This window comes from Glycomyces tarimensis, from assembly GCF_054776215.1.
On record NZ_BAAHCB010000051.1, the window covers coordinates 1 to 708 of the forward strand.

At 56.9% G+C, this 708-nt stretch carries 1 rRNA gene; it reads left to right on the forward strand.

Features of this window, described 5'->3' with window-relative positions:
* Positions 1-708: ribosomal RNA gene (locus ACYVK3_RS21820) — 23S ribosomal RNA — on the forward strand; the annotation flags it as partial.

Below are 708 nucleotides of genomic sequence, written 5' to 3' on the forward strand. Positions count from 1 at the left end.
GCCTAAAATGGTCCGGTGACCGATAGTGGAGAGTACCGTGAGGGAATGGTGAAAAGTACCCCGGGAGGGGAGTGAAAGAGTGCCTGAAACCATGTGCCTGTAATCCGTCAGAGCCCGGCCTTCGATCTTTGGATTGTTGGTGGGCGGGTGATGGCGTGCCTTTTGAAGAATGAGCCTGCGAGTTATGGTATGCAGCGAGGTTAACCCGTGTGGGGGAGCCGGAGCGAAAGCGAGTCTGAATAGGGCGTTGAGTTGTGTGTTGTAGACCCGAAGCGGGGTGATCTACCCATGTCCAGGGTGAAGCGGCTGTAAGAGGTCGTGGAGGCCCGAACCCACCAGGGTTGCAAACCTGGGGGATGAGGTGTGGGTAGGGGTGAAAGGCCAATCAAACTCCGTGATAGCTGGTTCTCCCCGAAATGCATTTAGGTGCAGCGTCGTGTGTTGCACCGGGGTGGTAGGGCGCTGGTTGGGTGATGGGCCGTGTCGGTTACTGAGCTCAGCTAAACTTCGAATGCCTTGGTGTTGAGTGCGGCAGTGAGTCGGCGGGTGAGAAGATCCGTCGTCGAGAGGGAAACAGCCCAGATTACCGGCTAAGGCCCCTAAGGGTGTGCTGAGTGGAAAAGGATGTGGGGTCGCGTTGACAGCCAGGAGGTTGGCTTAGAAGCAGCCATCCTTGAAAGAGTGCGTAATAGCTCACTGGTCGAGTGG